Origin of the sequence: Lactiplantibacillus sp. DA1, from assembly GCF_032681335.1 — a bacterium.
Taxonomy (GTDB): Bacteria; Bacillota; Bacilli; order Lactobacillales; family Lactobacillaceae; genus Lactiplantibacillus.
This window is the reverse complement of sequence record NZ_JAWHTQ010000008.1, coordinates 1-26,818: the sequence shown is the minus strand read 5'-3', so window position 1 is coordinate 26,818 and position 26,818 is coordinate 1. Positions and strand designations below refer to the sequence as shown.

The window sequence follows — 26,818 nt, the reverse complement described above, 5'->3', positions numbered from 1 at the left end:
CTTTTGGTGGGTAAACGAAAGTTGAGTCGCTGGCCTGATGATTATTCTGCTAGTTGATCAGTAATTGCCGTGACAATTTGGTCAGGGGTCAGCTTAAATTCATGCCGCAGTTCATTAGTTGTTTCACGGTCATTAAAGCGTTTGGCAGCACCAAAGTTCAGAACGCGCATAGCGCTGTTGCCATAGTAGCGACTAACTTTTTCACCAAAACCACCGCTGAGACTGGCTTCCTCAACCGTGACAACTAACTGATGGTCGGCCTTTAAGTTGGCCAAAGTCGTCGTATCGGGGTCAGAAATGTCCCGGGGATCAATGAGCGTCGCGTCAATGTGTTGCTCAGCTAATTGTTGTTGCACGGCTGTTGCTAAAGGCAGGAGACTGCCTACACCGAGTAAAGCAACTTGCTGACCAGCGTGTAATGTGTGCATCTTAGTTGCGTCAAAATCAGGCGCTAGAGGTACTGACTGGACGTCATTACTTGGTACCCGGATGGCAACCGGACCGTTATTTTGATGGAGAGCCCAGTGCATCATGGCTTGAAGTTCTTCCTTGGTCGTTGGCGCTAAGTAAGTTAAGTTAGGAATATTACTGAGCATGGCAACGTCAAAGATACCTTGATGAGTTGGATCGCCTGCGTTAATGCGGCCACCGGCAACCATGATCGTAACGGGCAATTTATTGATGCCAAGATCATGGGATAGTTGATCATAGGCCCGTTGCAAGAAGGTACCAGAATGGAAGACGATTGGCCGTAAGCCTTGTTGGGCCTGTCCGGCAGCAAATGTAATCGATTCTTGTTCGGCAATGCCGACGTCAAAGTACCGGTCTGGATATTGGCGAGCAAAGCGTTTGAGGTCATAAGTTCCTGGAACAGCCGCCGTAATTGCCGTGATAGGCGTCTTGGCTGCTAACTCATCGGCTAACGTGGCATGAATGACATCCGTATACGTTTCCTTGGTGTTGGGATGCAACGTCTGACCGGTCGCTAGGTCAAACGGCACGTGCCAGTGGAAAGCTTCTTTATTAGTGATCGCGGGTTGATAGCCGTGACCCTTTTCGGTATGGACGTGCAACACGATTGGGTGGTCGACATCCTTAATTTCCTTAAAAGTCGTTAGCATGGTCTCAAGGTCGTTACCATCATTAACGTAGCGATAATCGAGGCCAAAATCTTTGAACAAGTTATGGGAACTCGTGCCGTTAGTTTCGCGGAGTTCACGGAGATTTTGGTAAATGCCACCATGGTCTTCTGCAATTGCCATGCCATTATCGTTAACCAGAATAATGAGGTTAGACTTTAAGGTGGCCGCGATGTTTAGACCTTCCAATGCTAAACCACCGGATAATGAGCCGTCACCAATCACTGCCATGACATTGCCTGTTTTGCCCTCAAGGTCACGAGCAACAGCCATGCCAGTTGCCAAGGCAATCGAGGTTGAAGTATGACCAATATTGAAATAGTCGTGGGGGCTTTCTTCTGGGGCAGTGTAGCCGCTGACATCATTATAATGAGCGGGGTCAAGCCAAGCTTGCTTTCGGCCCGTTAGAATCTTGTGTGTGTAGGATTGGTGTGAAACATCCCATACAACCTTATCAACTGGTGAATTAAAAATGGTGTGAAAGGCAATGGTTAATTCGACTACGCCCAAGTTAGGGCCAACGTGACCACCAGTTTGACTAACTTTATTGAGTAGGACGTGACGTAACTCGCTTGCGAGTTGTGTTAATTCCGGCAAGGATAATTGTTTCAGATCGGCCGGCTGATCAATGCGTGCTAAAATCGGTGTTTCCATTATCTATCGCTCACTTTCTCATTCATGAATACTTTTATAGATTAGCACCTTAGAGCCACTCTAAGACAAGTGTTTTGTTTCAAAAATATCATAAAAAATGACGCCGACAAGTTGTCAGGCGTCATTAGGTTACCATGGTCACAAGATTGGGGGGCTTGTTGGGACGTTCAGTTGGCAGTTCGACCAATGGTACAACGTTAGTGTAACGGACCCGATGCCCAAATAGTGGTGTGGACAGTTGGTCACGTTATTGACATTACTAAACGAATTTAGTCGGTATTGATCGATTGCAAGTAAACTAACTGATCAGTTGAAATTTGTTCATAGAGTTGGTTACCAAGTTCTGAGCTGAATGTTTTATTGGCTAATTGGGTCTGAATGAAGTTATATTCCAACTGGAATGCTTCAATTAGAAGCTCATTTTGAGTTTCCTGGAAATCCCGTTCACCAGATAGGCGGCGATGACGTTCATCATAGGCGCGGCGAACGATCCCGATAGCTTGCTGATTTTCGGCAGTAATCGTGTCAGCTAAATAAGCTAACACGGCCTCATACGGCTTTTGTTCGATCTGTCGCATTTGTTGCCACATTTGCCGATTACGAGTCATGAGCTCAGTTCGACTCTGACCACCACGGGGCCGGTATTGTCGGAACATTTTACGTCGGGCACGAGCTTTTTTACTGAGCGACCATTTGCTGAGTGTAAACCGGAAAAATAATTTAAAGCGTTCGAAGAAAGTTTGTTGATTCTGCAGACGCGTCTGACTAGCGACGCGCATGTACTTTTCGGCGGCCTGGGGCGTGATTTCATTGTTGGCAACCATTTCATCAATAGTGGTTTGTTCAACTTTGAAAGTGGCGTCGAACAAGCTCGCCAGTTGCGAGCGCTTAGGACGACCATCTAGTACTCGTTGGCCGGACAGAATCGCAATCACTTTACTAGTGCCAGCATTATTACCATGGCGTGCTTGCATGAGATCAATAGCGTGAGTTACCATGTCAGCTTTGGCGGTTGCCAATTCATCTTCAGTGACCTTAACAACTTGTTTTGGCAACGTCAACGGTAACAAAAGTGTTGGCACCAGCAGACTAGTTAGAATGACCACTGCGGCAACGAAAATAATATCGTTGCGATAAGGAAAAGCACTGCCGTTGAGTGTTAGTGGTAATGAAAAGGCCATCGCCAGCGTAATCGTGCCGTGAACGCCGCTCAGACCCATCACGAATGCATTACGGGTCTTTTCATGATTATCCCACGCGCGAATACGGGCTAAGTCGAAGCGCGTCCAGAGAAAACGGGCGAACGTCATGATTAGGTAGAGCAAGATTCCCAGACCGACTAATACCGCGACCGAACTAGTATCACGTTGCTGTAAGTGGTTGATGACACTTGGCAACGACACACCTAATAACACAAAGACGATACCGTTCAAAATACTAGCCACGATTGACCAAGTCGTTGTCATCACGATTTGTAGCCGGGAAGTGGTCAACCGCAATTGATCGGACTGGACACCATGAATGAGACCGGTGGCAACAACAGCCAAGATACCGGAAACGCCTAATGATTCGGCTAAGAAATAGACGACAAACGGTGTCAGTAATGTGTAGGGGACGATCACAGAAGGCGTGTCGACTCGCATGTGAATAAGCATGATCCTGACGGCAACAATGACATAACCGATGATTAGGCCGACGAAGATTCCACCGGCAAAAACATATAAAAAGTTAGTGATTCCGTGCCAGACCGAAAACTTACCAGTGACGATCGCAGCAATCGCTAAGTTAAAGGCCACGATTCCGGAAGCGTCATTGAACAGTGATTCATTTTCAAGGGTCGTCATGACCTCACCTGGAATCGCAACTTTAGTCGTAATCGATGAGACCGCGACGGCATCGGTTGGCGTAATAATAGCGCCAAGGGCAAAAGCAAGTGCCAGCGAAAACTCGGGAATCAGTAAGTGAGTGACCGTACCAACAATTAGGATGGTCACGATGGCTAACACTACCGAAAGCGAAAGGGTCGTGCCAAACTGGTGACTGAGCTTGCGAAAGTTGGTGTTTTGACCATCGTTAAACATTAAAATCGAAATAATGACGAATAGGAAAATTTCAGGTTCCAATTCAAAATTTCGATACAGTGGAATCAGTGACAAGATTAAACCAGCACCAATTTGTAGAAAGGCAACTGGGACTTGATTGAAACGTGCGTAGACGGCGTTAGCAACGACGACCGCCGCGACGAGTAATAAGACTAAGAAAACGGTTTGCAAACCAAATTTCCTCCTAGATTTTGTAAAGTAGTTTAATTTTAACGCAATCATATGAATAAAAGTATTATCTGCAATGATTAATTTGGGGCTGGACCTAATGTTTAAAAACAGACCGATTAGAAGTTAATTATTGAACGTTTTGACCTAAAGTATGTCATTAGCTTGGCGTGACGTTCTAAGTCAGTATAATGAAATTATCAACTTAACTGGAGGACATCGTGATGTTAACAATTGCTTATATCGGCAACGGTAAGAGTGCTAACCGCTATCACTTACCATTTGCACTGAAACTCAAAGATCAAATTAAGGTGAAGACCATCTATTCACGTTCAGGACGCCAGAATTGGCAACCAATTGCGGACGTGCATTACACGACTACGTTAGCAGATATTTATGAGGACCCTGATATTCAGCTCGTAGTTGTTTCAACGCCTAGTCATACGCACTATTCGGTAGCTAAGGATGTCTTGAACCATGGTAAGAATGTCTTGGTGGAAAAACCATTTACGGAAACATCAGCGGAAGCCCGCGAACTTTTTGAATTGGCTAAGCAAAAGCATTTGTTTATTCAGTGTTACCAGAATCGGCGCTTTGATTCGGACTATTTGACGACACAAAAGGTCATTGAAAGCGGCGTCCTCGGTGACTTGCTGGAAGTCGAAATGCACTTTGATTATTTCCGGCCAGAGGTTCCAACCAATGTTGACCATTTTTCATTAGATACGAGTTATTTATATGGTCATGCTTGCCATACTTTAGACCAAGTGATTGCATACTTCGGGGAGCCGGATGACGTGCACTATGATGTTCGGCAACTATTGGGAAGTGACCGGATGAATGATTATTTTGATATCGACCTGTATTACGGTGCCTTGAAAGTCTCTGTAAAATCTAGCTATTTCCGCATTAAATCACGGCCGAGCTTCGTGGTTTATGGCAAAAAGGGCATGTTCGTAAAGGCGACTAAGGATCGTCAGGAATACGATCTGAAACATTTTTACATGCCGAATCACGCTGACTTTGGCATTGATCAATCTGAAAACTATGGTACGTTAACTTATATCGACGATGCGGGTCAGTATCATGAAGAGGCAGTCGTTTCGGAAGTTGGTGACTACAGTCGGGTTTACGCCGGTGTTTACGACAGCATTATCAATGGGCAACCTAAGTTAGTCAAAGATGAGGAAACGTTGCTGCAAGTGAAAATGTTAGAAACTGGTATTCAACAATGCCGACATTAGATCTTCTTGAGCACTGCACTAGTCTAGCTATTAGTACGTGTCGTTTTTAGATTGTTGTTCGTCTGCCGGTGTGCGTCCTAGGGGCTGGGTGCCAATTGTTGGAAGTCGGTGTAGGACGATGCTGGCCAAACATGTTTACGCAAACTTGAGCTTTTTTCAGCGGGCCTTAGCTGGTTGCATTTGGCAGGCATTAATTCGTTAATATAAATTATGAGGAGGATTATGATGCGATTAGGAATTTTAGGAACAGGCAAGATTGTTCAGGACTTCTTGCCAATGGTGAAGCGCATTCCCGCGATTGAATTGGTGGGGTTGCTGTCAACGCCGCGGAGTGTGGCGCGAGCTCGCGAGCTGCAAGCCACGTATCGTATTGGAACGGTCTACACAGATTATGCAGCTTTGCTAGCCGATACAACAATTGATACAGTGTACGTCGCTTTGCCGAATTCATTACATTATGACTATGCGAAGCGGGCATTGCAAGCGGGGAAGAACGTCATTTGTGAGAAGCCGTTTACGTTAGTGGCATCCCAGCTAACGGAACTAATCGAATTGGCAGGTCGCCAAGACTTAGTGTTAATCGAAGCAATTACGAATCAGTATTTGGAAAACTATCAGGCAATCAAACGTGATTTGACCAAGTTGGGCGACTTGAAAATTATCGAATGCAACTATTCGCAGTATTCATCACGTTATGATCAGTTTAAAGCCGGAACGATCTTACCAGCTTTTAATCCTAAGCTTGGTGGGGGCGCCCTGATGGACTTGAATATTTATAATATTCATTTTGTGGTTGGCTTGTTAGGCGCACCAACGCACGTGCAGTATTTAGCTAATGTTGAACGAAATATTGATACATCAGGCATCTTAGTGTTGACCTATCCGAATGTTAAAGTCGTTTGTATCGGTGCCAAGGATTCGACTTCACCGGTACGTTCCACGATTCAGGGGACGACTGGTTCGATCATTGTCAACGGTCCTACTAATACGGTCGAAAGTATCACTGAAATTGCACATGATGGAACGACAACTGATTTAGCGCTTAATCAAGCTGAGCATCGGATGTATGCTGAGTTTGTGGCGTTTGAACGTCTTATTGCTAATCACGATATGGTAACCGTTAAGCGGCAATTAGATCATTCCCAAGCGGTCATGGAAGTTGTTGACCAAGCGTTAGCGAGCGCGGGATTGCGATTGGGCTAATTTCCAAAGCTAATTATCAAATTATTATAGATTCGTATTAATGTGATTGAAAAGGCCGACTTCTTATAAAATTAAGAAGTCGGCCTTTTTAAAAGCGGTTATTCAATTGTAGAATGACAATTCGTCACGCTATTTTGTCTGTAGTGTCCCATCTTGAATCAATAGTTGAGTTGTTTTCAAGTGGGCTAAGTTTGTTTGGAAATTATTTGCGTACATGATAGCGAAGAGTGTGTCCAAGACGTAGTCAAAGGAGACTTGTGAGGCAAACGTTCCTAGTTTGGCGTCGTTCTGTTCGTTTTGTGTGATGACTAATTGATAGGTGGCGAATTTTTGTAGCGGCGAATCGACGTTTCCAGTTAATACTATGACGGGAATATGATGTGTTTGACAGTATTTGGCAAATTGTCGGTGAATGTTGGTTGTACCGGCATATGAAATAAACATGGCACAATCTTGTGGTGTCAGGCTGGCAATATTCCAAGCCTCATCTGCGTACATTTCGGCAATTTGGGCAAATCGGTTAATTTTAACGAGCTTATTTTGAAAACTACGAGCCCGTAGCTGAGAGTCACCTTGGGAAAAGAGCATAATATGCCGTGCGTTGTTTAGCAAATAAGCAGACTTTGTTAGTACTTCAGGTCTCAATTGATGTTGAGCATTGGCAATGGCATTGGTTTTTAGATCCGCCATTTTTTTGATGATTTCAGTGACCGCGTCTTTATCAGTGAATGGAAAGTTAGCATCAACGTTTGTTGTGGCCTGGGTGTTAATGACAACTTCAGTTGTTAGTGCTCGCTGAAAATCACGAAACCCATGAAACCCTAGCTTTTGCGCTAACCGAATGATGGCAGAATGCGAGGTATAAGTTTTAGCAGCCAATTCTTTAATTAAGATATTAGGCATTGCATCTTGGTGGCTCAAAATATAAGTTGCAATGCGTGTTTCAGTAGTGGTAAAGTCAGAACGATGGCTTAATTGTTCAATAAGTTGCATACAATCCCTCCAATATTAACATTGTACGATAAATGATGGGATTGTGCGAAATTCTTAACAATCACCGGGATGTTTGATTGACCTGGTACCGGTTTCACAGGCTACACTAGCGAAGTATTTAATATTGGCCAACAATCAATTAAAAATCAAATAATAGACGAAGGTGGAATTAATGACCAATATTCATGACATTGCTCGATTATCGGGGTACTCAGTTTCGACCGTCTCACGTGTAATTAATCATCAAAAGTACGTTGCGGATGATAAACGGCAAAAAATTGAGACATTAATTAAAGAATTGGACTATGTTCCTAATCGATTAGCACGGGATTTGAGTAAGGGGCAAACTAAGACAATTGGGATTGTCTTGCCATACGCGAACCATCCTTATTTTGCTCGAATTGTTGATGGGATTGTCAGTGCCGGTTTTGCAAAGGGTTACAAAGTCACATTGTTGCCGACTAATTATGATATGACAGTGGAACGACATTACCTTGAACAGCTCAAGAGTAAGGCTTATGATGCGTTAATATTTACATCACGTAGTAATTCATTGGATGCATTAGAGCGGTATCAGAAATATGGTCGGATTGTTTGTTGTGAAGATCCAGGAACAAGTAGTTGCTTGGCTGCGGCTTATACCGACCGTTTGGCATCATATGTACGCGCCTTGATGTGGGCCAAGCAACAAGGCTGTCAAAATGTAGGGGTGGTTATCAGTCGGGATAATTTGATCAGTGCGAGTTCTCGGGTGACCCGAATGGCCTATCAAGAAACATATGGGAAATTACCAGCAGCTAATCTTTTTACTGGTGCGGTCACTTTTGAAGACGGTTATCGTGCGGGGCGTTACTTTGCAAAGTTGAAGCCATCTGTTGATGCCATTTTAGCGAATGGCGACGATATTGGTGCTGGTATTCAGGACTATTATCGGGCACACCAGTTAACACCGGTAAAAATTATTGGCCAAGAAAATTTACTTTCCAGTCGCCTTATGCAGTTTTCAACAATTGACCATCACTTGGAAGCATTAGGAAAAGCTGCCTTTGAGTTGTCAATTAGTCATGGTCAGAAACACCAATTAATAAAATCAGAATTTATTGAAAGATAGGTCGGAGGAACAACTATGGTAGCAAAGTTAGCAGTTTTTGATATTGACGATACATTATTAGCAAGTAACAAGACGTTTTTAAAAAGTACGTTGACGAGTATTAAGAAGTTAAAGCAACAACAAATTAATGTTGCAATTGCCACTGGGCGCAATCTGGCGATGGCTAAGGCAGTCATTCATAAGCTTGACCTGAATGATTTTGTGCTTTGCAATGGCTCCGCCGCATTTGCCAACCATCAACAGGTTCATGAACATACGCTCTCGCGTGATAATATGGCGACATTAGTTGCTGCTGCGGATGCGAATAATATTGATATTATTTTTGAGTCGTTAGATGGCTTGCATGCGCACACGCATCTGAATGAACAAACACGCCAAGTACTGGATACTTTTCGGGCACCTGCTGTTGAATATGCACCAAATTATTATTTGGATAATGATATTTATCAAGCAATGATGTTTTATCCGCACCAACAGGACGCTAATTTACCGCATGCAGATGAATTCTCATTTGTTCGCTTTGATGTTAACGGTGTCGATATTATTCCCAAAGTGGGTTCAAAGGCGCAGGGTGTCGCCAAGCTGGCCGCATCGTTGAAAGTTGCTCCTGAAAATGTTGTTGCATTTGGTGATAATCAAAATGATCGTGAAATGTTGCAGAGTGCCGGTATTGGTATCGCAATGGGAAATGCTGCACCTGAAATCAAGGCTCAAGCTGATATGACGACTACTGATTGTGATCACGATGGAATTGAAAATGGTCTAAAATCAATCGGTTGGATTTAAATGAGATAAATAACGTCACAATGGTGTTTTTAATAATCATCATTGTGACGTTATTTTTGATTTAGTGTGTAGCGGTGGTCAAGTTTTGTTTTTTAGCAAGTGACTTGATGGTGCTTCCCTTACCATAAAGTGATTCCCAGTCAGTTGTAAAATCATTAATGGCAGCACTGATAGCCGGCGCTGAAAGCGCTGTTTCTAGAATGTCAGCACTCATCGTTGCAGCTTGGGCACCCATTTCAAAGGCTGAGTTGACCTGCTGTACGGTGTGGAAGCTGGCTGCCAAGATTTTAGTGTTACTGTTTTCACGTAAAATCTGGGTTGAAAGCTCGCCGATAACTTCATCGGCATTAATATTCATATTGACCATCCGGTTGTAATATGGTGCGAGATAATCGGCACCCGCCGTCATAGCTAGATAGCCTTGAAATTTCGTATAAATTGCGGTTGCGGTAACATTAATACCAGCAGCTTTTAATTGCTTGATAGCTGCTAATCCAGCTTCGTTTGTCGGAATCTTAATATAAACATTTTCATCAACATTTTTAAGAATTGTATATGCATCTTGTAACATTGCATCCGTGGTCTGACCAACGGCTTGAATGTGGAGCGTTGCTTGGTCACCAATGATTTGCCGAACGGATTGCATATGCTTGAAAAAGTCAATGCGACCTTCCTTCTTAACAATCGAAGGATTAGACGTTACGCCGCTAAGTGGTATGATATCCACGTATTTTTTAATATCTTCAATGTGTACAGTATCTAATAAGAATTCCATGATAATCACCCCTGTTTTTATTTACAACTATATGGTAACCGGTTGTGGAAGCGATACCAATAATCTGCAGAGTAATAATCGCTAGAATCCCGGTATAACAGGGATGAGCATCTTTTTATGATTGGAAAATGCACAAATGTGCTAATCGTCCAAATCCAGCACTCTTTGTGCGGTTTCGGCATCCGTAACCAGTGTATTTAGGACGCCCATTTTTAAGAGAGCTAAGATAGCGGGTGCTTTAGTTAATGAACGAGCAATACCTACTGAATTGGGAACGTGTGCTAATTGTGGTAGGGGAATCGCGATTGTGCGATCAAGCAGGTCACCAGTCAGAATTTTGCCATGCTTATCAAAAAAGGTACAACAACAATCACCAATTGCTTGTCGTTCCTTTAAAAGCTCACGGTCAGTATCGGTTAACAGATCGCGCCAACGGCTACTAGTATTGGAGAGTGGTCCCCCAATACCGAGTAGTGCAATATCTAAGTGGTTCCAACAATCACGAATCTGACGGAAGTAATTAGACGTCAAGATACCATCACGAATATATTTAGATTCTTGAACCGCAGCAGCATCTACAAATAAACTGTGACCACCAAAAGTACGTGCAGCGTCATAGACAATACCATTAACGTGGTATGCTGCATTTGATGGGCTAGGCCCACCGACTAGTGGCACAAAGGTAGCGTCAGTTTGGATAGGGTGTTGCAATTGGCCAATCATACCACTAAGTATTGATCCCCATGCAAAACCGACAATGTTATTTGGTTTGATGATTTGTTTGAGGTAGAGCGCAGCTTCCGTTGATAGTAGCTGTTCTTTACGCTGATGATTAGCGTGTGGCTCGCCAGCGATGATGACGGCTTTCTTTAAGTGATAGCGTTGCTTAAGTTTTTCTTCCAGAGTGAATAAATCAGAATTAAAATCATTTATTTTAATTTCGACAATGCCATCTTCACGTGCCTGCTTTAACATTCGACTGATTGTGGTTCGATAAATACTCAGTTCTTTTGCAATCTCTGCTTGAGTGTAATCACGTTCATAGTACAGGTAAGCGACTTTTGCAAGTAATTGGTGACGATTATTACCCATGAATATAGATTCTCCTTAATAGTTAGTTTGATGGCTTTTGAGAGCGATTCACATAACTGAAACAAGATGTGTTTGCTGATTAATTTCGACATATAGCGGATTCGTTGGAGATAGATTAGTTACGACATAATCGACTTGATTCCAATCTGCTACTTGAACTAAGGAAGACTGTTGAAATTTGGTTGCATCAAGTAAGACGATACTGACGTGACTATTTTTAATCATTTGACGTTTCATTTCTGCATCTGCGAAGCTTGAAGAGCATAATCCATTTCTACCTGCCACACCACTAGAACCAAGAAAGCAAAAGTCAAACAAACTATCAGTGTACATTCTAGACGGTCGCTCGCCCTGGAATGACATGTCGGTGACATTATATTTTCCACCAGTTACATAGATTTGCTGGTGGCTATTTTGTAATGCAATCATAGCAAGAAGCGAGTTAGTGATAATTGTGTCCCGAGTTCGATTTGCAATCAGATTAGCAAGTTGTGCAACGGAGCTTCCTTGATCTAATGCGATCGTTGATGGTCTGTCTGGAAGTAACTCAAGCGCTTCATTTGCGATTGCTGCTTTAAATGAAGCATTGACAGTTGTTCGTTGATGAACAGGGGCAAGGGTTGGGGCAACAAGAAGTGATACTTTACCAAATTCCTTTTTGACGAGTCCTTGAGTGCTAAGTTGTGATAGGTCTTTACGCACAGTTTCATCAGATATCTTTAAAATGTTAACTAGTTCGCTAACACGCATGGTTTTCCTAGACTCAAGTAATGTTAATATTTGATCACGGCGCGCTTGAATTTCGGTTGCTTTCAATATTGAAGACCTCCATTGATTAATGTATTAATTTAATTATAAAAGTATTTTCAGCAAAAACAATCAAAAAAGTTGGCACATTTGTGCTAATTCAAGCTTAAATTTAGTAATTCCAAACATTTTGTTGATTTTGTTCAGTAAAGCGATGACAATGTAACTGAAATCAAAGGAGTGATCAGGTATGACTGTGATAGTTCATGAACAAACAAAAAATTTTCAAAATTGTCGTCCAGAGTCTCGAATTAATGAAATGAAAGCGAATTTATTTAAACAAAAAAGACGGATTTCATTGGAACGGGCAAAATTATACACAGAGAGTTATCAGCAAACTGAAGGCGAGACAGTTATTATGCGACGGGCACGAGCTACAGTACATGTTCTTGACCATGTTAAAATTAGTATTCGTCCAGGAGAATTATTAGTTGGTAATCGCACTGTTCGTCCTCGTAGTGGAATCTTATCACCTGAAATGGATCCTTATTGGATCATGAATGAGATTGATACGATTAGTGATCGACCTCAAGATCAATTTGAATTTACAAGTGCAGATCAGAACTATTACCGTAAATATTTGTTGCCATACTGGTCTAAACGTTCAATGAAAGATTTTATCAACCAAAAAATTACTCCTGATGTTAAAAGAGCAGAAGCTGAATTGGTTATCAAACTCAATCAGACAGATAAGGGGCAAGGGCATATTATTATGAACTTTTCCAAAATTCTCAATACAGGATTGGGTGATTATATTGATCGAATGACGGCATTAGCGGTAGAACAGCCCAAAAATGAATTCTATAAAGCCGGATTATTAATTTTTAAAGCTATGCAGCGGCACTTTCAGCGATATGCTGATCTAGCATTGGCGATGAGCATGAATCGATCATGTCCAAGCTATCGTAGAATCGAATTGCAGGAGATTGCTACTATGTGTGTTCGGCTTCAAACACATGCTCCGGAAAGTTTTTATGAAGCATTACAGTTGTTATGGATGACGTGCATTGTTGGTCAATTTGAATCGAATGCTTCTTCATTGTCTTTAGGGCGGATGGATCAGTATATGTACCCATTTTATAAACGTTCACGAGAGAATGGGGTTCCAGAGTTCTTTATGCGCGAAGTTTTAGGCGACTTTTATATTAAAACCGATGATGTAGTGTTACTTAGAAGTGCAGAAAGCGCGAAATGTTTTGCGGGTTTTCCAACTGGTTACACGGTTGCACTTGGTGGTTTTGATAAATATAGTCAATATGCGGTTAATGAACTTTCTTATAAAATGCTAGATTTGTATCAAGATATTCAACTGCCACAACCAAATTTATCGGTAAGAATTAATGAACAGATTCCACGACAGTTCTTAAATAAGACTTGTGAAACGATTCGGCTAGGAACTGGTATCCCAATGATTTTCAATGATGAAGTATGTGTGCCCGGTTTTCTAAGCAAAGGGGTATCATTAGATGATGCACGAGATTATGCTGTTGTAGGCTGTGTCGAAACAACAATTCCTGGAAAAACTTATGGCTTACACGATATTGCACTGTTTAATTTAATGCGTATTATGGAACTTAGTATGTATGAATTACGTGATCAATCGGACTTGACATATGAGCAATTACGGCAACGTATACTAGATAATATTGACTATTATGTAAAAGTTGTTACTAAAGGATCTGACATAGTTGATCTGGGACACCGTGAGTTTGCGCCAATTCCGTTTTTGTCATCATTAGTTTCTGATTGCTTGAAAAATGGTAAAGATGTGACTGCTGGTGGTGCTCGATATAATTTTTCAGGTATTCAAGGTATTGGCGAGCCTAATCTTGCGGATTCACTATATGCGGTTAGGCAGGCGGTATTTAAAAATCATGAACTATCATTTTCAGAACTAGTTGACGAAATGGAACATAATTTTATTGGACAAACGGGTGAGCAATTACGTCAACATCTGATTCATGATTTTGATAAATATGGCAACGATAATGCTGATTTAGACTTAGAGTGCGCTAAAATATTTCGACATTATGCTTTGGAATTGGATAAGTATCATAATATTCGAGGTGGAAGATTTAATGCTGGGGCGTATACGGTCTCTGCACATATTCCATTAGGTGAAGACGTTGGTGCAACACCGGACGGTAGAAAGGCACATGATCAATTAGCCGATGGTGGTTTGTCGCCAATGGTTGGGAGAGATCATCTTGGTCCGACTGCAGTTTTGAAATCAGTATCTAAGATTGACAATACTCTAGCAGTTAATGGTAGTTTGTTGAATGTTAAATTTTCACCCAATACGTTAAAAGGCGACGCTGGTATTCGTAAATTTGCTGACTTTTTAATGGCTTTTACGCAGTTAAAAATTAGACATGTACAATTTAATATTCAATCACGGCAAACATTATTAGATGCACAACAGCATCCCGAAAATTATGCTGGACTTGTCGTCAGGGTTGCTGGATACAGTGCATTCTTTGTAGACTTAAACAAGAAGATCCAAGATGACATTATCAGACGAACAGAGCATGAATTATAGAGTGGGGGGAGTATCTTGCGTTCTAACAAGGATCACGGACTAGTTTTTAATATTCAGCGTTATTCGATTCATGACGGACCTGGTATTAGAACAATTGTCTTTTTACAAGGGTGTCCATTACGTTGTCCATGGTGTTGTAATCCTGAATCACAAGGGAGTGTTAGACCGGTAACGTGGGTGAAAAATGGCAAAGAAGAAACGATTAGTAAGTGGATGACTGTAGCAGAAGTTTTGACAGAAATTGAGAAAGATGAAATTTTTTATCGTACCTCTGGTGGTGGAGTGACATTATCCGGTGGTGAGTGTCTGTTACAGGCTGATTTTGCTGCTAGTATTTTAAAGAATTGTAAACAATTAGGGATTTCAACAGCTATTGAAACAACGGGCGCAATGCCGGTGACAGAAATAGAAAAAGTTCTACCGTATACTGATAACGTGATGTTTGATCTCAAAATAATGAATCCTGTACGCGCAAAACAAGTCATTGGAGATGAAGTTTCACAAGTTAAAGCTAGCTTTGAAACTGCACTAAAAACAGTTAATGTTCGAGTAACGCCACGAATACCGTTAATACCAGGCTATACAACTTCGACAAGTAATTTACAATTAATTGCAGATTATGTGCACAAAGTCGGTGTCCATGAGGTTCATATTTTACCGTTCCATCAATATGGAAGTCAAAAATATGATTATTTGAGTCGCAATTATGAATTAAAAGATACTGCGCTTCTAACAGAAACACAAGTAAATAACATTCATCAATTTTTTGAAAATGAACGAATAAAAACGATTGTAAGTGGGTTGGAGTAGTGTTTCCAATGTCAAATTATACTTGTTAGTATGATTTGACATTTTTTATCAATAAAGCTTGGAAAATCTAGATAAAAATTTTGATAACGCACAATTGTTGTGTTTAATTCAATAAAAAAAGTAGTTAGTGTAAGGAAAAGCCCAATATATAAGGATTATTTGGAAAGCGCTTCCAAAAGCGACTCTTAATTTGTTGCTTGTGTTGGCTATCACAAATACACTAAGTATGTAAATAAGATTAACGGAGGTTATCACATGGAAAAAATTATTGTGCCAAATTTAATTAATTTGGATTTAAAAGCGAATAATAAACAAGCCGCCATTAAGCAATTAGGCTGTTTATTAAATGATGCCAATCGACTACGAGATTACGATGCTTATATAAAGAATGTCCAAGAACGAGAAGCGTTAACAACAACAGGAATTGGTTTTGGAATAGCGATTCCGCATGGTAAAACGAATGCTGTTAAGGAAATATCGGTTGCGTTTGGACGATTGCACAATCCGATTGAATGGGAATCTTTGGATGGTAAGCCGGTATCGATGATTTTTCAGCTTGCAGTGCCAGAAAGTAGTTGTGGAGATGAACATTTAAGATTGATCTCAGCGCTGTCTCGGCAATTAATTCATGAAGAATTTCGGCAAGAATTACAAAAAGCTGATAGTTCAGAAGAAGTGTTAAAGATTATTGGCTCATCGCTTGAGTCCAAAATGGAGGTATAAATATCATGAAAATTGTTGGTGTTACAGCTTGTCCATCCGGAGTTGCACATACGTATATGGCGGCAGAGAGTCTGCAGTTAGCTGCTAAGAAACATAAAGATAGTTGTTTTGTCGAAACTCAAGGTCAGATTGGTATTGAAAATGAATTGACTACTGAACAGATTAAAGATGCCGATGTTGTAATTTTAACTAATGATATTGGTATTAAGGATGAAAAACGGTTTATCGGTAAACCTGTTTTGAAGGTCGGAACGAGTGATCTTGTCAACAAGTCAGAAATAATTATAAATAAATTAACAGAAAAGTTTGATGGGAGTGATAATTAATGTCAGATTTTATCTCTTTGATGAAAGACACGCGGAAACATTTAATGACTGGTGTTTCGTACATGATTCCCTTCGTTGTGGCGGGTGGTGTGTTGCTGGCACTAAGTGTTTTATTCTCTGGTCATTCTGCAGTGCCGACAACTGGAAATTTATTAAATTTAGCCAAAATTGGTAGTGCTGGCTTGAGTTTAATGGTTCCAATTTTATCTGGATATATTGCATTTTCAATGGTTGATCGTCCAGGGCTTGCACCTGGAATTGTCAGTGGCTTACTAGCAACTCAGATTGGTGCTGGTTTTATTGGCGGAATTATATCTGGATTAGTTTCAGGAATAATTGTTTTTTATTTAAAGAAAATCAAAGTACCCGCAAGTCTACAATCCGTAATGCCAATTTTCATTATACCGCTGGTTGGTACATTGGCTGTTGGAGCGTTAATGATGTGGGTGATTGGTGAACCCATAGCATCCATTATGATGTTTTTGAGCAAATGGTTAGCAGGAATGGGAACTGGCAATGTTATTGTATTGGGTCTAATTTTGGGCGCAATGATTGGTTTCGATATGGGAGGTCCAATTAATAAAGTAGCATTTAGTTTTGGTGCTGCTATGGTTGGCACAATTGATAAGGTTACTGGATTGCCATCACAGGCTGCAATGCTAATCATGGCTGGTATCGGTGTTGCAATTTGTATTCCACCGTTAAGTATGGGGCTGGCTACTCTAATTGCACCTCGTAAGTTTAATGTTGAGGAACAAAATTCTGGTAAAGCTGCAATTATTATGGGATTGGTAGGGATTACAGAAGGCGCGATTCCATTTGCGGCCTCAGACCCTTTAAGAGTAATTCCTAGCAACGTTATCGGATCATCTGTTGGAGCTTGCTTGGCCATGTGGTTAGGTGCAGGAAACCCAGCACCTTGGGGTGGTTGGATCGTAGCATTTGTTGCCCAAAAACCTTTAACGTATATATTGGCTTCAGTAGTTGGTATTGTGATTACAACGGCAATGGTTATTCTATTGAAGCCAGATCAAAAAATAGCTGTTAAATCTAAACCGACCGTTGATGATGACTTTAGTTTAGATAATCTTAAAATTATGGAATAGTTTTATTCAAGTCTTGTAAGAAAAGTGAAATTCTTGCAAGGCTTATTTGCAATAACGGATTAATGGCACGTCCATAATATTAGAAAAATTTCGAGAGTATTTATATGAACTATTACATCATATGAATAGAGTTTTAAAGCAAACCTCAAAATGAATAATAATTGAATATAACATGATGCTTGAAAAACTTAACCATAAATAATTTTAATTAATGATCAATTAAAATAGCCGTCCAGAATTTTAATTCTTCTGAACAGCTACTGTAAATAAGGTAGACGTTACAAAGATTGCTCCGTCCGTTCGATAATATCATCTTGGGTTTCTTTGGATAGTCCCACGAAGAAGGCGGAATATCCAGCAACCCGAACAATCAAGTCACGGTGCTTGTCAGGACGGTTCTGTGCATCAATCAAGGTGTCCCGTGAAACAATGTTGTATTGGACATGGTAACCATGAAGTCGGTTGAAGAAGGTCCGTAGTAGTGCAACCAATTTCATGCAACTCTCATCACTCCGTAGAATTTGTGGTGACATCTTTTGGTTCAGTAATACGCCGCCAGTGATATCCTTAGTAGATAACTTGGAAACTGATTTGAACACAGCAGTTGGGCCATCGGTATCCATTGCATGTTCTGGTGAGCAACCTTCAGCTAATGGTGTCCGTGCGTGCCGACCATCTGGTGTAGCCAAAGTGCTGTGCCCTTGACCAACGTTGGCCGAAATAGAAGAGGTTCCTGCGTAACGCAAGCCACCAATAGGGCCGCGACCGTAGCGCGTGTTTTTGTACTTGGCAATTTCATCAATATAAGGTTTATAAGCTTCAACAATCAAATCATCAACATAATCATCATCGTTACCATACTTTGGGGCATCATTAATGAGCATCTGCCGAATCTTTTCACCGTCTTCATCCGCAAAATCAGCGGTAAGTGCGTGCCAAAGTTGGGTCGTCGTCAACTTTTTTTCTTCAAAGACAAGTTTCTTAATTGCGGCTAGGGAGTCCGCTAGGTTAGCAATACCAACTTGTAATCCACTGATAAAGTCGTATACCGCGCCACCTTCTTTAATGGTCTTACCACGACCGATACAATCGTCGGTTAAAACGGAGCAGAGAATATCAGGATAATTTTGTTCCAAAGCCAAATCACAACTATTTTCGATAATCACACTTTGCCGTGTCATTTCGCGGAGGGCTTTGTCCCAAGCAGTCATAAGTTGATCAAAAGAAGTCATATCAGTGAACTTACCATAATCGGGTAATAACCGTTTGCCAGATTCAGGATCAATGCCACCATTCATAATGAGCAAGAGAACGCGTGGGAAGTTAATGAAGCTCATCCCGGTGCAACGATATCCCCATTTTCCAGGAATCGCTGTTTCGACACAACCGATAGCACTGTAATTATAGGCGTCTTCTTTCTTGACGCCACGACGAATAAACGACGGAATAATAATTTCGTCGTTATTAAACGCAGGCATGCCTAAGCCTTGTTTAATAACTTCGACACATTCACGCATAAACTTATCGCTTAAGCCATGGTGATAACGGACCGTTAAGTTGGGTTGTGGTAAATGTGCTTGCGCAATTGCTCGTAAAATCAGATAGGATGTCGGATTAACGGCATCTTTGCCATCTGGTGTTTGACCACCAATCGTAATATTTTGGTAGAGGGGACTCCCTGCAGAAAATTCAGTATGTTGCCATGAGCGTACTTTATTAATCGTTAACGTCTTAAGACATAAGTTTGTGAGTAATTCGGTTGCACCGTTGGCGTCAATAGTACCAGTTTTTAAATCGTGCTCATAGAATGGATCTAGGTACTGATCTAGACGACCATATGAGACAGAATGACCGTTGGATTCGATTTGTAAGGTCAGATGAACTAACCAGACGGCTTGAATCGCTTCATAAAATGAATTTGCAGGTTCGTAAGGAACCTTGTTTAGAATTTGAGCGATTTTTTCAAGTTGTGCTTTGCGAGTTGCGGATGTCGTGGTTTGAGATTGCTTGGACGCTAATTGGGCGTAACGTTTAGCAAAATGGTGAATGGCATCGATTACAATTAGGCCCGCTTTATAGAAATAGTATTGTTTTTGCTGGTTAAAATCAGTAAGGTCAAGATTAGCAAGTGCTGTCTTAATGCGGTCTTCATACCATTTAAGTCCCTTATTAACAACGTTCTTATAGTCGACCGCAATGTGACCATCACCAGAAGTGATATTACCATCGGCTCCAATAATACCTAAATCATAAAAAATACGACTTGCTTCTGGAAAACTAGCGTAGCCGCGGTCTTCCAAGGTATTATGTTTCCAGAAAGGCGCAATCGCACGAAGTTCTTCCTTAGATTTCTCCGTAATATAGAAAACGTCACCAGGACGCTTCTCAAATGTATCTAATTCATCAATGACCCAATTCATAGAATACTCAGGGAATACTGGTGCCCAACGATTTTGGCGTGCTTGGTTACCAACAATTAAAGTATCATCTTCAATGAAGATACTCATTTTATCAAGAACGTGTTCAAGCATTTTAGCCCGTAATATATCGACTTGTTCGTCTTGGTGTTGTCGATAAGTTTCGGTTGTGAGAATCGCCCGTTCTGGATCGACATAAGGTTTTGCATCAATGATGCTATCGCGTAAGCGATCCATCATTGGCGTCAATTTACCGAAGTGGTTAATAGTTGTCGTTGTTTTAGTTAAAGTTTCAGACATGATTATGCTTCCTTTCTATCGTTAGAAACAGAAATGACTTTCTTACGTAATAATCATAGCATCTTTTGACTAGAAATATCATCAAAATAATGAATAATTATGAAATGCACATTTGTGCAAAAATCAACGAATTAAGGAAGTGCGTATCGAAAAACCCTCATCGAAGTCGATGGGGGTAGCAGCAATAAGTATGCGGTTTGAGTCGCTTCGGTCATTGCGACAATTTGCTTAATGAGTCGCAACAGTCTGGACTTTGATTTGTTGAAAATTGAGTACGCGATGAGCCTCTTTTGAAAGCTGGTTATCGGTAATCACTGTATCAACTTGCTGGAATGGCAATTGATGAACAGTACTGGTTAATTCAAATTTACTTGAATCTGTTAAGATATAAGTCTTGTCGGCGTTATCAGCCATGGCATGGACCGTATCAGTGCGCATAATATCATTACCATAAAAGCCATAGTTACGATCGAAACCGTCAATACCTAAAAAAAGCTTTTCGGTGTGAAAGTTAGCTAGCATCGTTTTTGTTAGTGGTCCAACTGCCACTTGGGCATCGGATTGGTATTGTCCGCCTAAAGTGTAGACGGTAATATTGTCGTAGTGACGTACGTAATTAGCGATGAAAAATGAAATTGTAATAATTGTCACGTGTTTCCCACTTTTTCCTAGCTCTTCGGCTAAAAGTGCACAAGTTGATCCTGACTCGATCATGATGGTCTCATTATCTTGAACTAGAGTTGCGGCGGCTTCCGCAATTTTATGTTTAATGTCGTAATTTTGAGCAAGTCGAAAGTTCAGATTGTTTGGATTATTAATAATTGCAAAACCATGTTGCCGTTGCAGTAGACCACGATTTTCTAATTCAGTAAGGTCCTTACGGATGGTCACTTTTGAGACCTCAAGTAAGTTTGCTAACTCGTTCACTTCGACTTTTTTTCGTTGATTGACGATTTCTAATAATTGTTCATTGCGTTGATTCATAGATTTTCACTTCCTTGCTTTAATGATTATAACATTTTATTTGATTGAAAATTACTTTCGTTTGAAACTAAAAGCATTTACGTTTAATGCAATTGGTGTTATTCTGAAGGCAACATTAAGTAAAGGAGTGGTCATAATGCCAACGATCACAACTAAGACGCCCGTAAAAGGACTAATATTTAACATTCAAAAATTTAGTATCAATGATGGACCAGGTATTCGAACAGTGGTTTTCTTTAAAGGGTGCCCGTTACGCTGCAAGTGGTGTTCTAATCCAGAATCACAATCAGGTGAGCAAGAATCAATGTATGATGAACAGACCGCCAAGCAAACCATCGTCGGTGATTATATGACGGTTGATGATATTATGAAAGTTATTCTACAAGATAAAGACTTCTATGAAGAGTCTGGCGGTGGGGTAACCTTCTCTGGTGGTGAAGTTCTTTTTCAAGCTTCCTTTGCGATTGAGCTTGCTAAGGCAGTTAAAGCAGCCGGCATTAATTTAGCCTGTGAGACAACTGGTTACGCACGCCCTAAGGTTTTTAATGAATTCATGTCTTATATGGACTTCATGTATTATGACTGTAAACAATGGGACCCAGCCCAACATCGAATCGGAACGGGTGCCGATAACGGGGGAATTTTACGTAACTTAGCAACTGCAGTGCAAGCTCATCAAAAGATGATGGTTCGGATTCCAGTTGTTCCAGGTTTCAATTATACATTGAATGACGCGGATCATTTTGGAGAACTATTTAATCAGATTGGCGTAACCGAAGTTGAATTATTGCCATTTCACCAGTTTGGGTTGAAAAAGTATCAAGATTTGGGCCGAAAATATGCGCTAGTTAATGTTAAACAATTACAAGCGGATGACTTAGTCGATTATGCTACACATATTCGAGCGCATGGCATTAAAGTGCGGATAAACGGTTGGTAAGCTTTAAAGATGTTTTGCTGTGTTATTTTTAGAAGTAACTCAATTTTGTTAACGCTTTCTAAACACAAGCCGTTTTTGTGATTATGGAAGTCGAAAAGTAAATCTAGAAGCACTAATTACTAAGATAGTAGTATTGATTTAATTGAATCATGTGTTTTGAATGACTGCTAATTAAAAGCTAGTTTCACAAAAATTCAATTGTGGAACTAGCTTTTGATTATGCTGATGATAGTTACTGAATAATTCGCAATGGTGGTAATCACCAAGTATTTAGTTATTATCGCGTAGTATCTTTTTAATCGCTGCTACCGAGCGGGCGACTTGTTCTGGATCAACGGTTTTCTTTTCAGACGGAGCAGGGTTCAAAGTGGTGAGCTGCTCAATCCTCGATTGGACTGAGCTAGCCTTATTATTAGGGACAATTGCTTTTGCTTGTCGTGGACTAATCTTGGCCCCGGTCGATGCTTGTGCCCGTTGACCGGGGTGCATCTGATCCATGGTCTGGTTCAATAAATGGTCGACAAAGACGTTTCCCTGGTTAGTGGCGTGGCCCTTGGTCCAATGATAATGGAGTGTCGTGAATTCTGCGAGGAGTCGGTCGACTTTGCGCCATAATTCGGCGTTAACTAATGGCCCATTACTACGTTTCCAGCCCCGACGTTTCCAACCAGCCAGCCAGCCCTTGGTGACTGCATTGAGTACGTATTGTGAATCAAGCACGAAGAGAATCATAGTCTTAGTTTGGCCAAGCCGTTGTAATTGTTCGAGAGCTCGTAAGAACGCCATAATTTCCATGCGGTTATTTGTAGCGCCCCATTCACCGGCTGAATCAGTGACGAGTTGGTCGGGCATTTCAATCCGATAAGCCCAGGCTGCCTTGTCATCCTGGTGCACGTGTTGGCCGGCAATGTTACCCGTGTTCCGTGAACCACCATCGGTATAGACGGTAATTGTTGCGTTGATGGGGGCTTGATTAGGTGTCGATTTTGACTGGGAATGGAATGTTCGACTCGGGGTAGCCTTGCCAGTCATAAAAGCCCGAGCATCTCCCTCGCTTGTAAAGCTCTTGTATTGTGCTTGCGGATATCCGCTAACTTGTTGTTGTGTTTCTGGCCAGGTTCGGTAAATACCAGGTTGGCGGCCTTTACGAACCGCGTAATATTTTTGTGACATAACGCTGCCTACTTTCTGAAAGGTGATACTGTTAATTTACCATAAATTACCACGAAAGAACGAAAAATTAGCGCACACGTCAAATAAAATGACAACAACCGGATCACAGAAACGAACTTCTGCGACCCGGTTGTGATGATGAGATTTAATTAATGAGCTTTAAATAATGTAGTTAAGTAATCCATGAACGTCTTCAAGTAGCGCTCTTTGTCGACCATTAAAGCAACCGTGACGTTGGTGGGATCATTAAGTCGGGCCGGATCACCAATGGTACGACCGTAATCTTCGCCACTAGCCTGAACATACATGTTTAGGTCGAGCGTTGTCACAAAGCTGGGGTCCAGTGAGACTCCGACGGCTAATGGGTCGTGGAGGGCGCAACCGTGCAAGTCGGGACTGGTAATATCGTAGGCTGCAATATAGTAGTCAACGATGTCAGCAAATTTTTCACCAGCTGTCGTCTTCAAATCACGCCACTGTTGAGTCTCAGTTTTAGTCAATAATGTCCGTAAGGTGACATCGAGTCCAACCATCGTCAGCGCCATGTTGCTGGTGAAGACTGTGTTAGCAGCCTCAGCGTCCTGGTTGATATTGGCTTCAGCATAGTGACTGACATTACCTGGTACAGTCAGAGCACCACCCATCAACGTTACGTTACCAATCGTGCTCGCAATATCCGGTGCTTTTTCAAGGGCTTCCGCAAGGTTGGTTAGTGGTCCAGTTGGCACTAAGGTCAAGTCAGCGCCGTATTGGTGAACGGCATCGATTAAGAAGTCGACACCAGATTGTTTTTCAACGGCACGTTGTGGTGTTGGCAAGTCGACATCACCGATACCATTCATTCCATGGATTTGTTGTGAGATTGGCATGACATCAAAGTGCTCAGTTGTACTTGAATGGGGCTCACCTAGGAAGACGGGAACATCAGTAGCTCCGAGTAATTCTAGAATTTGTAAACTATTAATGGCGGCTTGGTCGACAAGGCAGTTTCCATAAGAACTAATAATTCCAATCAGATCAACGTTGGGGGCACCAACCGCGTAAGCAATTGCCATCGCGTCATCAATCCCAGTATCTAAGTCTAAAATCATTTTGCGTTTTGCCATGAAAAACATCCTTCCTAAATTAGGTCTGAAGCGCTGTGGAGCTATGGTTTCATTGTAAACGTTTCAGGTGACGCTGACAACGGCTAGCGGCGAATTAAATGTCCTTCAAGTTATAAATTGTTCGGAATTATTTTAATAAAATGCTTACTAGCGAAAATTAAATGTCTGACTTATACTGAAAGCCAAGGAAGGTGAAGTTAATGACAATTCAAAGTCCAGTAGAAGCAATGATGAATGCCCGGCATTCAGTTCGAAAGTATGACGGTCAAACTAAGATTGAGCCAGCCGAAATGGAAACGATGTTACAGACTGCTTTTCTGGCACCAACCGCACTAAATCAACAGCCAATTCGCGCATTAGTTATTACAGATTTGGCGCTTCGTAAACAGTTATGTGTGGCGACTGGGAATATCAGTCAACTGACCACGTCCAGTGCCGTAGTACTATTCGTGTTGGACCGAGAAAATCACCATCAAAAACCCGCGTTTCAAGCAGGTCAAGGTAATAATATGTTTAGCCAACAGTCAGACATGCTCGGCGCATTGGACACTGGGCTGGTTGCAATGCAATTTATGTTGGTTGCTAAGGATCATGGCTATGACACTAATCCAATGACTGGTTTTGATGCGGCTGAATTCACGTCTATCTTAAAATTAGATGCGCAACGTTACCAGCCATTACTACTCGTATCAATTGGTAAGGCGGCTGTTGCAGGTAAGATGGCGGATCATCAGCCGTTGTCGACATTAGTAGATTATCGCTAAAACAGAAAGGGGGCTGTGGTATGAACTTTGAAAAAAATTACCGATATACCGGTAAACAACAACTCGGATTGACGAAATTAGCAACGACTGTCGATCCGGAATTTGAAGATGAAAAGGTAATGAAGACACAAATTGCGAAGAATATTAAACAATTAACGGAGTTACAGGGGAAACTTTACGCCCAAGACCGATTTGGCGTACTAATTATTTTTCAAGCGATGGATGCGGCTGGCAAGGACAGTATGATTCGTCACATTATGAGCGGTGTCAATCCACAAGGTTGTGAGGTTACGTCATTCAAACAGCCAACTAGTCAAGAAATCGCGCACGACTATTTGTGGCGTATTCATAACCGTGTTCCTAAACGGGGCATGATTGGAATTTTCAACCGTTCGTATTATGAAGATGTGCTCGTTAGCCGAGTCCATCCAGAAATTATTGTTAATGAACATATTGGTGAGATTGCACATAAGAAGCAAGTTGATGATGCATTTTTTGAGCGCCGTTTTGGAGACCTACGTTATTTTGAAGATTATTTGCAACATAATGGGTACTTAGTGTTGAAATTCTTCTTACACATGTCTAAAGCGGAACAAAAGCAACGGTTTATCCGGCGTATCGAAATTCCTAGTCACAACTGGAAATTCTCTGCGGCAGATATTCAGGAACGACAATATTGGAATGACTACCAGCGGGCTTACGATGAGGCAATTACACAGACAGCCACCAAGAACACGCCGTGGTATGTGATTCCATCTGATGATAAGTGGTATTCGCGTCTCTGTGTGTCTGAGATTATCAATCAGCGACTTTCTGAGTTGCCACTAGCTTATCCGTCATTGGATAAAACAGCCCAACTGCAATTAAAGACGGCCTTGGAGCAGTTGGATCGGGAAACTGATTAGTTCTTGAGTGGTGTTAGTGGATAGTGACAAATAATTCTTTAGCAAAATAAAAAACAAAGATATTTATCGAAATGTTGGCAGTTTCGATAGTCAACAAAAAACGAGCTGTTCATGCTACTTCAGAGGTGACTGAAGCTAAGTTGGGACGGCTCGTTTTACAACTTTACAAAGATTGAGTTAGGAATGATGATATTGCCGTTGCCAGTATATGAAGGCAAAGCCAATGGTCACTCCTAGTAGCACTAGGCCAAACAATAGTTGCCACTTACTTGAATATTCATTGGTTTGTGGCAAGCTATGATTTTGGGCCCTTTCAAAATCGGGTAAGATCAATGCATTAGCAGCCGATAAGCATATTCCTGGATGTATCGTCAATGCTGCGCTCGTTGATGATAGCGGTGTACGGTAAAATGGGGTTGCCACGTTTGTATTTGGACAGTTCGCTTTAGCTGACATTCCCGGTGTCGTGGTACTAGGCTGTTCCGGTTCAGGGTGGCTTGGTTGTTCTGGTGTCGTGGTACTAGGCTGTTCCGGTTCAGGGTGACTTGGTTGTTCTGGTGTCGTGGTACCAGGTTGTTCCGGTTCAGGGTGGCTTGGTTGTTCTGGTGTCGTGGTACTAGGCTGTTCCGGTTCAGGGTGACTTGGTTGTTC

General features: G+C 41.5%; 23 protein-coding genes. 12 read left to right on the top strand and 11 right to left on the bottom strand.

The genetic code is table 11. The annotated features are described in order from the left end of the window. Window positions 1–41 precede the first annotated feature (41 nt). A complete protein-coding gene (locus tag RXV91_RS12695; protein WP_316440163.1) occupies window positions 42–1,793 on the bottom strand; it encodes a 1-deoxy-D-xylulose-5-phosphate synthase in 1,752 nt (583 codons plus the stop codon). Between the two features lie 269 nt (window positions 1,794–2,062). Next, complete coding sequence (locus RXV91_RS12690; protein ID WP_316440162.1) at window positions 2,063–4,066, bottom strand: sodium:proton antiporter; 2,004 nt, start codon at window positions 4,064–4,066, stop codon at window positions 2,063–2,065. A gap of 221 nt (window positions 4,067–4,287) precedes the next feature. Here RXV91_RS12690 and RXV91_RS12685 point away from each other — a divergent pair, with 221 nt between their 5' ends. After that, entirely contained in the window at window positions 4,288–5,307 is a 1,020-nt protein-coding gene (locus tag RXV91_RS12685; protein ID WP_316440161.1) for a Gfo/Idh/MocA family oxidoreductase, read from the top strand. A gap of 225 nt (window positions 5,308–5,532) precedes the next feature. Continuing rightward, window positions 5,533–6,510, top strand: a complete 978-nt coding sequence (locus tag RXV91_RS12680) for a Gfo/Idh/MocA family oxidoreductase (protein ID WP_316440286.1) — start codon at window positions 5,533–5,535, stop codon at window positions 6,508–6,510. 129 nt (window positions 6,511–6,639) lie between these two features. Here RXV91_RS12680 and RXV91_RS12675 read toward each other — a convergent pair whose 3' ends face one another. Then, window positions 6,640–7,503 (bottom strand): MurR/RpiR family transcriptional regulator, encoded by an 864-nt coding sequence (locus tag RXV91_RS12675; RefSeq protein WP_316440160.1) that lies wholly within the window; start codon window positions 7,501–7,503, stop codon window positions 6,640–6,642. Between the two features lie 172 nt (window positions 7,504–7,675). On the opposite strand from RXV91_RS12675, the gene RXV91_RS12670 reads away from it, so the two are divergent. Continuing rightward, the gene (locus tag RXV91_RS12670) at window positions 7,676–8,614 is read left to right on the top strand and encodes a LacI family DNA-binding transcriptional regulator (RefSeq protein WP_316440159.1); all 939 of its coding nucleotides are present in this window, start codon (window positions 7,676–7,678) and stop codon (window positions 8,612–8,614) included. Window positions 8,615–8,629: 15 nt separating this feature from the next. Continuing rightward, window positions 8,630–9,400: an HAD family hydrolase gene (locus tag RXV91_RS12665; RefSeq protein WP_316440158.1), complete on the top strand. Its 771-nt coding sequence runs from the start codon at window positions 8,630–8,632 to the stop codon at window positions 9,398–9,400. A gap of 61 nt (window positions 9,401–9,461) precedes the next feature. On the opposite strand, the gene RXV91_RS12660 is transcribed toward RXV91_RS12665, so the two are convergent. The 3 genes from RXV91_RS12660 to RXV91_RS12650 form a co-directional block, all read right to left on the bottom strand. Further along, complete coding sequence (locus RXV91_RS12660; protein WP_316440157.1) at window positions 9,462–10,175, bottom strand: fructose-6-phosphate aldolase; 714 nt, start codon at window positions 10,173–10,175, stop codon at window positions 9,462–9,464. A gap of 141 nt (window positions 10,176–10,316) precedes the next feature. Continuing rightward, window positions 10,317–11,267 (bottom strand): sugar-binding transcriptional regulator, encoded by a 951-nt coding sequence (locus RXV91_RS12655; protein WP_316440156.1) that lies wholly within the window; start codon window positions 11,265–11,267, stop codon window positions 10,317–10,319. Window positions 11,268–11,315: 48 nt separating this feature from the next. Beyond that, window positions 11,316–12,083, bottom strand: coding sequence for a DeoR/GlpR family DNA-binding transcription regulator (locus RXV91_RS12650; RefSeq protein WP_316440155.1), 768 nt, complete (start codon window positions 12,081–12,083; stop codon window positions 11,316–11,318). Window positions 12,084–12,264: 181 nt separating this feature from the next. On the opposite strand from RXV91_RS12650, the gene RXV91_RS12645 reads away from it, so the two are divergent. From RXV91_RS12645 to RXV91_RS12625, 5 genes are all read left to right on the top strand, one after another. After that, window positions 12,265–14,613: a formate C-acetyltransferase gene (locus tag RXV91_RS12645; RefSeq protein WP_316440154.1), complete on the top strand. Its 2,349-nt coding sequence runs from the start codon at window positions 12,265–12,267 to the stop codon at window positions 14,611–14,613. Between the two features lie 15 nt (window positions 14,614–14,628). After that, on the top strand, window positions 14,629–15,423 hold the full coding sequence (locus RXV91_RS12640) for a glycyl-radical enzyme activating protein (RefSeq protein WP_316440153.1): 795 nt from the start codon (window positions 14,629–14,631) through the stop codon (window positions 15,421–15,423). Window positions 15,424–15,678: 255 nt separating this feature from the next. Then, on the top strand, window positions 15,679–16,146 hold the full coding sequence (locus RXV91_RS12635) for a fructose PTS transporter subunit IIA (RefSeq protein WP_316440152.1): 468 nt from the start codon (window positions 15,679–15,681) through the stop codon (window positions 16,144–16,146). A 5-nt stretch (window positions 16,147–16,151) separates the two neighbouring features. Next, a complete protein-coding gene (locus RXV91_RS12630) occupies window positions 16,152–16,472 on the top strand; it encodes a PTS fructose-like transporter subunit IIB (protein WP_316440151.1) in 321 nt (106 codons plus the stop codon). Continuing rightward, window positions 16,472–17,578 carry a PTS fructose transporter subunit EIIC gene (locus RXV91_RS12625; RefSeq protein WP_316440150.1) on the top strand — a complete coding sequence of 369 codons (1,107 nt, stop codon included), beginning with the start codon at window positions 16,472–16,474 and terminating at the stop codon, window positions 17,576–17,578. Before RXV91_RS12630 ends, RXV91_RS12625 begins: the two co-directional genes overlap by 1 nt. Before the next feature lie 278 nt (window positions 17,579–17,856). On the opposite strand, the gene RXV91_RS12620 is transcribed toward RXV91_RS12625, so the two are convergent. After that, window positions 17,857–20,295, bottom strand: a complete 2,439-nt coding sequence (locus tag RXV91_RS12620) for a glycyl radical protein (RefSeq protein ID WP_316440149.1) — start codon at window positions 20,293–20,295, stop codon at window positions 17,857–17,859. A gap of 228 nt (window positions 20,296–20,523) precedes the next feature. Beyond that, the gene (locus tag RXV91_RS12615; RefSeq protein WP_316440148.1) at window positions 20,524–21,279 is read right to left on the bottom strand and encodes a DeoR/GlpR family DNA-binding transcription regulator; all 756 of its coding nucleotides are present in this window, start codon (window positions 21,277–21,279) and stop codon (window positions 20,524–20,526) included. Window positions 21,280–21,415: 136 nt separating this feature from the next. On the opposite strand from RXV91_RS12615, the gene RXV91_RS12610 reads away from it, so the two are divergent. Then, complete coding sequence (locus RXV91_RS12610) at window positions 21,416–22,219, top strand: glycyl-radical enzyme activating protein (RefSeq protein ID WP_316440147.1); 804 nt, start codon at window positions 21,416–21,418, stop codon at window positions 22,217–22,219. Window positions 22,220–22,489: 270 nt separating this feature from the next. Here RXV91_RS12610 and RXV91_RS12605 read toward each other — a convergent pair whose 3' ends face one another. Together RXV91_RS12605 and RXV91_RS12600 are read right to left on the bottom strand one after the other, a co-directional pair. Then, entirely contained in the window at window positions 22,490–23,392 is a 903-nt protein-coding gene (locus RXV91_RS12605; protein ID WP_316440146.1) for a ribonuclease H family protein, read from the bottom strand. Between the two features lie 149 nt (window positions 23,393–23,541). Further along, window positions 23,542–24,498 (bottom strand): nucleoside hydrolase, encoded by a 957-nt coding sequence (locus RXV91_RS12600; RefSeq protein ID WP_316440145.1) that lies wholly within the window; start codon window positions 24,496–24,498, stop codon window positions 23,542–23,544. A gap of 200 nt (window positions 24,499–24,698) precedes the next feature. Between RXV91_RS12600 and RXV91_RS12595 the strand changes: the two genes are divergently transcribed. Both RXV91_RS12595 and RXV91_RS12590 read left to right on the top strand, forming a co-directional pair. Next, window positions 24,699–25,262, top strand: a complete 564-nt coding sequence (locus RXV91_RS12595; RefSeq protein ID WP_316440144.1) for a nitroreductase family protein — start codon at window positions 24,699–24,701, stop codon at window positions 25,260–25,262. A gap of 20 nt (window positions 25,263–25,282) precedes the next feature. Further along, window positions 25,283–26,167, top strand: coding sequence for a polyphosphate kinase 2 family protein (locus RXV91_RS12590; RefSeq protein ID WP_316440143.1), 885 nt, complete (start codon window positions 25,283–25,285; stop codon window positions 26,165–26,167). A 177-nt stretch (window positions 26,168–26,344) separates the two neighbouring features. Here RXV91_RS12590 and RXV91_RS12585 read toward each other — a convergent pair. After that, the coding region (locus RXV91_RS12585; RefSeq protein WP_316440142.1) for an LPXTG cell wall anchor domain-containing protein at window positions 26,345–26,818 on the bottom strand (474 nt) is incomplete at its 5' end.

Coding starts and splice junctions, on each gene's coding strand:
- RXV91_RS12695 (WP_316440163.1), bottom strand. CDS start 1,793: ATGGAAACACCGATTTTAGCACGCATTGATCAGCCGGCCGATCTGAAA.
- RXV91_RS12685 (WP_316440161.1), top strand. CDS start 4,288: ATGTTAACAATTGCTTATATCGGCAACGGTAAGAGTGCTAACCGCTAT.
- RXV91_RS12680 (WP_316440286.1), top strand. CDS start 5,533: ATGCGATTAGGAATTTTAGGAACAGGCAAGATTGTTCAGGACTTCTTG.
- RXV91_RS12675 (WP_316440160.1), bottom strand. CDS start 7,503: ATGCAACTTATTGAACAATTAAGCCATCGTTCTGACTTTACCACTACT.
- RXV91_RS12670 (WP_316440159.1), top strand. CDS start 7,676: ATGACCAATATTCATGACATTGCTCGATTATCGGGGTACTCAGTTTCG.
- RXV91_RS12665 (WP_316440158.1), top strand. CDS start 8,630: ATGGTAGCAAAGTTAGCAGTTTTTGATATTGACGATACATTATTAGCA.
- RXV91_RS12660 (WP_316440157.1), bottom strand. CDS start 10,175: ATGGAATTCTTATTAGATACTGTACACATTGAAGATATTAAAAAATAC.
- RXV91_RS12655 (WP_316440156.1), bottom strand. CDS start 11,267: ATGGGTAATAATCGTCACCAATTACTTGCAAAAGTCGCTTACCTGTAC.
- RXV91_RS12645 (WP_316440154.1), top strand. CDS start 12,265: ATGACTGTGATAGTTCATGAACAAACAAAAAATTTTCAAAATTGTCGT.
- RXV91_RS12635 (WP_316440152.1), top strand. CDS start 15,679: ATGGAAAAAATTATTGTGCCAAATTTAATTAATTTGGATTTAAAAGCG.
- RXV91_RS12630 (WP_316440151.1), top strand. CDS start 16,152: ATGAAAATTGTTGGTGTTACAGCTTGTCCATCCGGAGTTGCACATACG.
- RXV91_RS12625 (WP_316440150.1), top strand. CDS start 16,472: ATGTCAGATTTTATCTCTTTGATGAAAGACACGCGGAAACATTTAATG.
- RXV91_RS12620 (WP_316440149.1), bottom strand. CDS start 20,295: ATGTCTGAAACTTTAACTAAAACAACGACAACTATTAACCACTTCGGT.
- RXV91_RS12615 (WP_316440148.1), bottom strand. CDS start 21,279: ATGAATCAACGCAATGAACAATTATTAGAAATCGTCAATCAACGAAAA.
- RXV91_RS12610 (WP_316440147.1), top strand. CDS start 21,416: ATGCCAACGATCACAACTAAGACGCCCGTAAAAGGACTAATATTTAAC.
- RXV91_RS12605 (WP_316440146.1), bottom strand. CDS start 23,392: ATGTCACAAAAATATTACGCGGTTCGTAAAGGCCGCCAACCTGGTATT.
- RXV91_RS12600 (WP_316440145.1), bottom strand. CDS start 24,498: ATGGCAAAACGCAAAATGATTTTAGACTTAGATACTGGGATTGATGAC.
- RXV91_RS12595 (WP_316440144.1), top strand. CDS start 24,699: ATGACAATTCAAAGTCCAGTAGAAGCAATGATGAATGCCCGGCATTCA.
- RXV91_RS12590 (WP_316440143.1), top strand. CDS start 25,283: ATGAACTTTGAAAAAAATTACCGATATACCGGTAAACAACAACTCGGA.